The organism is Campylobacter sp. (genome assembly GCF_020024835.1).
In the GTDB taxonomy this organism is placed as follows: Bacteria; Campylobacterota; Campylobacteria; order Campylobacterales; family Campylobacteraceae; genus Campylobacter_D.
Genome location: NZ_JAHHTD010000064.1, coordinates 1 through 3,726 on the forward strand (window position 1 = coordinate 1; position 3,726 = coordinate 3,726).

Here is a 3,726-nt window from a genome sequence, read left to right on the forward strand (position 1 = left end):
TTCTATAATTTGCAGGTGTTACTCCTATTTGTTTTTTAAATACCTTTATAAAATTTAAAAATTTCAATTCCTTTGTGAATAATTTTCATAACTAAATTCTCTAACTATAGACAATTTTTTATTTTTATCTAAGAATATTAAATTTGGAAGTTTCACTCCATTAAAAGTCGTATTTTTTACTATAGAATAATGAATTTGATCTAAAAAAACTATTTTTTGACCGATATAAAGTTCTTTTTTAAAAGCATATTCTCCCATAATATCACCTGCTAAACAAGTATTACCACCTAATAAATAAGCAATTTCTCCATTTTGTAACTCGCTATATTTTTCCCCATTTCTACTAGATAAAATTCGAGCATTTAAAATTTCACTAGTATAAGGCATAATGATAGTATCTGGCATATGTGCTTCACTTGAAGTATCTAAAATAGCAATTTTTTTTTCATTTTCTATTATATCTACAACACTAGCAACCAAACTTCCACATTGCCACCCAATAGCCTCACCTGGCTCAAGATAAACTTGCACGCCGTATTTATCAGAAAATTTTTTACAAAGATATATGAGTTTTTGCGTATCATAACCTTGCTTTGTGATATGGTGCCCACCACCAAAATTTACCCATTTCATCTTTTTAATATATGGCTTAAATTTATGCTCAAAAGCATTTAATACAAGCTCTAAAGAGTGTGCGCTTTCCTCGCACAAAGCATGAAAATGAAGACCGCTAATTCCGTCTATATCTTCATTTTCAAAATCGCAACTTCTAACACCAAGCCTTGAATATCTCCCACAAGGATTATAAATTTCTTTTGGTGCCACTGAAATTTCAGGATTGCAACGCAAACCTATGCTTTTTTTTTGTGCTTTTTCTTTGTATTTTTTAAATTGATTAAAAGAATTAAACACAATATGATGAGAAAGTTCTACAATCTCATCTATTTCATCACTTTTAAATGCAGGTGAAAAAGTATGAATCTCTTTATCCATAAATTCTTTAGCATATTTAGCTTCCCAAAGACCACTACAAGTGCATCCTGATAGGTATTGACCTACTATATCCATAGCACCAGAAAAAGCAAATCCTTTTAATGCAAGTAAAATTTTTGCTCCACTTTGCTCGCTAATCTTAGCTAAAAGCTCGCAATTATTTCTAAGCTTTTCCTCTTCTAAAACATAAGCTGGAGTTTTAAAATTTTCATTAAGATGATATTGAATTTGCATTGATTTCCTTTGAGTTACAAATTTTGTAGCGTTAAATACAATAAAAACAGAAATTATAACTTGTTTTCAAAATTTTATAAAACTTTATCTAATATTAAATTTTATAAATATATAAAAATAAAATGACAAAAGCTAAATTTAAAGCATTTCAAGGTACTATCGATCTTAACAATAATTAAAAGTATCAAAATCTTGGTGATATAATAATATTTCATTGCATTAAAGGTGCAAATATTTTAAAAATAATAAAAATCTTAAACTAAAAAGGAGATTTATGATTGAAGTTAAATTTTTAGGCCCTATAAATAAAGAAAATATAAAAGTTGATGTAAGAAATTTAAAAGAATTAAAATTCTTGCTTCAAAAAGATGAAAGTTTAAAAGAATGGTTAGAACTTTGTGCCATCGCTTTAAATGATGAAATCATTACAGATGAAAATATAAATTTTAAAGATGGTGATAAAATTTGCTTACTTCCCCCAGTTTGCGGAGGGTAGATTATGTTTGAACTTCATCAAAATTCTTTAGATATTACAAAAATTTATGCAAAATGGTATGAATTTTCAAAAGATAAAAATTGCGGTGCTTTGATAACATTTTGCGGTATAGTGCGAGATGAAAATAATATTGAAGCTTTAAGCTTTGATATTTATGAGCCAATTTTAAAAAAATGGTTTCAAGCTTGGCAGGAAAAAGTTAGTAAAGATAATGTTATCTTAATGTTTGCTCATTCTATCAATGAAGTAAAAATTCATGAAAGTTCTTATTTTGCAGGAGTTTTAAGTAAGCAAAGAAAATTAGGTTTAAAATTAATTAATGATTTTGTAGAAGATTTTAAAGCTAATGCACCCATTTGGAAATATGATATTATTAATAATCAAAAAATTTACGCTAAAAAACGCTCTTTAAAACTTAAAGGAGCAGGAATTTTAAGTATCTAAGGATAAAAATGCTAATTTCTTATAATGAAAGTTTAAAAATACTTCACAAGTATATTCAAGCTTATGAAAAAGTGGAAAAAATATCGCTAACAGAGTGTTTAGATAGAATTTTAGCAGTAGATATAATAGCTTTAGAAAATTATCCTAAATTTCTTACTTCAGCTATGGATGGCTATGCTATAAAATTTGATGATCAAGATGAAAATTTAAAAATTATAGGAGAAATTCCTGCTGGAATTTTTCCCACTTTCAACATAAAAAGTAAAGAATGCGTTAAAACTTTCACCGGCTCTTTAATGAGTGAGGGAAGTGATACTTTAGTGCCTATTGAAAAAGTGGAAGTAAAAAATAATATTTTAATCATAAAAGAAAAAGTGAGTAAAGGTTTTGCTGTAAGAAAAGTCGGAGAAAGTTACAAAAAAGGTGAAATTTTGCTCAAAAAAGGTATAAAAATAGGCTATAGCGAGATAGCTCTTTTAGCTGAACTTGGATATTTTCACATTAGCGTTTTTATAAAGCCTATAGTAGGGATTTTAAGCAGTGGAGATGAGATAAAAGATCTAGGAGAGACCTTAGATCACCCTGCACAAATTCACTCATCAAATCACGTAGCTATAGCAAATATGGCTAAAAAATTACATTGTCAAGCTAGGATTTTTCCACTTTTAAAAGATGATAAAGAAAAAACTCAAAACACTTTAAAACAAGCTTTAAATTCATGTGATATTTTAATCACTACCGGTGGGGTTTCTATGGGTGATTTTGATTTTTTAAAACAGGTTATAAAAGATTATGAAATCATCATAGATAAAGCCGATGTAAAACCTGGCAGACATATAAAAATAGCTAAATTTGAAGACAAATTCATCTTTGCCTTACCTGGTTTTCCATATTCGGCTATGGTAATGTTTAATCTTTATGTAAGAGAGCTATTAAATGCTTGGCTTTTACAAGAAAAAAACTACAAATTTCAAGCTTTTTTAAGTGAAGATTACAAGAAAAAAAGCCCTCACTTAGAATTTGTAGCTTGCAATATCGAATTTAAAAATGGAAAAATCTTTGCAAATTTAAAAGGCAAAAAAGAGGGCTCAAGTGCTATTATCAATAACCTCAACAATCAAGCTGCACTTTTAATAGCAAGTGATAATATAAAAGAAGGTAGTTTAGTGGATATTATTTTAATGCCTTAATTTACACTAAAATAAAAACTAATTTTTATCATAATTAAAAATTTTACTCATAAACTACTAAATTTTTAATAACTATATTTTCTTAATTTTAAATAAAATATAAATTCAATTATTTTGTAGATTTATAGGAAAGATATTGCTTTTTAGTGAATTTTCCAAATAGTCATAGATGGATCTTTCGGAAATTTCAATATTTAATTCAGGCATTAGTTTTTTTAAAAAATAGTGGTGATTTAAAATTAAGGGTTTGCCGTTTAAATAGTGGATTCTCTGAATATAAAAAAGTTCCGTTCCTAAGGGAAAAGTACTTATTTTAGAGAGTTTTTTATCTACGAGGATTTCCTTAAATAAAATCACCTTGTTGGAGGC

Annotated in this window: 5 protein-coding genes; 3 read left to right on the forward strand and 2 right to left on the reverse strand. The window is 27.5% G+C overall.

Annotated features, from left to right (window positions below; genetic code table 11):
• Window positions 1-63 precede the first annotated feature (63 nt).
• Window positions 64-1,227 (reverse strand): carboxynorspermidine decarboxylase, encoded by a 1,164-nt coding sequence (gene nspC / locus QZ429_RS07490; RefSeq protein ID WP_291953355.1) that lies wholly within the window; start codon window positions 1,225-1,227, stop codon window positions 64-66.
• 274 nt (window positions 1,228-1,501) lie between these two features.
• Here nspC and QZ429_RS07495 point away from each other — a divergent pair, with 274 nt between their 5' ends.
• The 3 genes from QZ429_RS07495 to QZ429_RS07505 are packed head-to-tail and all read left to right on the forward strand — an operon-like array spanning window position 1,502 to window position 3,357.
• Window positions 1,502-1,723, forward strand: a complete 222-nt coding sequence (locus QZ429_RS07495; protein WP_291953357.1) for a MoaD/ThiS family protein — start codon at window positions 1,502-1,504, stop codon at window positions 1,721-1,723.
• Between the two features lie 3 nt (window positions 1,724-1,726).
• Window positions 1,727-2,167: a molybdenum cofactor biosynthesis protein MoaE gene (locus QZ429_RS07500; protein ID WP_291953359.1), complete on the forward strand. Its 441-nt coding sequence runs from the start codon at window positions 1,727-1,729 to the stop codon at window positions 2,165-2,167.
• A gap of 8 nt (window positions 2,168-2,175) precedes the next feature.
• Complete coding sequence (locus QZ429_RS07505; protein WP_291953360.1) at window positions 2,176-3,357, forward strand: molybdopterin molybdotransferase MoeA; 1,182 nt, start codon at window positions 2,176-2,178, stop codon at window positions 3,355-3,357.
• A 105-nt stretch (window positions 3,358-3,462) separates the two neighbouring features.
• Here the strand turns inward: QZ429_RS07505 and QZ429_RS07510 are convergent.
• Window positions 3,463-3,726, reverse strand: a 264-nt coding sequence (locus tag QZ429_RS07510; protein ID WP_291953362.1) for a UTRA domain-containing protein, incomplete at its 5' end; no start/stop codon positions are given.

What these genes read in the sequence shown, in the direction of transcription:
- QZ429_RS07495 (WP_291953357.1), top strand. Translation starts at nt 1,502, where the DNA reads ATGATTGAAGTTAAATTTTTAGGCCCTATAAATAAAGAAAATATAAAA.
- nspC (WP_291953355.1), bottom strand. Translation starts at nt 1,227, where the DNA reads ATGCAAATTCAATATCATCTTAATGAAAATTTTAAAACTCCAGCTTAT.
- QZ429_RS07500 (WP_291953359.1), top strand. Translation starts at nt 1,727, where the DNA reads ATGTTTGAACTTCATCAAAATTCTTTAGATATTACAAAAATTTATGCA.
- QZ429_RS07505 (WP_291953360.1), top strand. Translation starts at nt 2,176, where the DNA reads ATGCTAATTTCTTATAATGAAAGTTTAAAAATACTTCACAAGTATATT.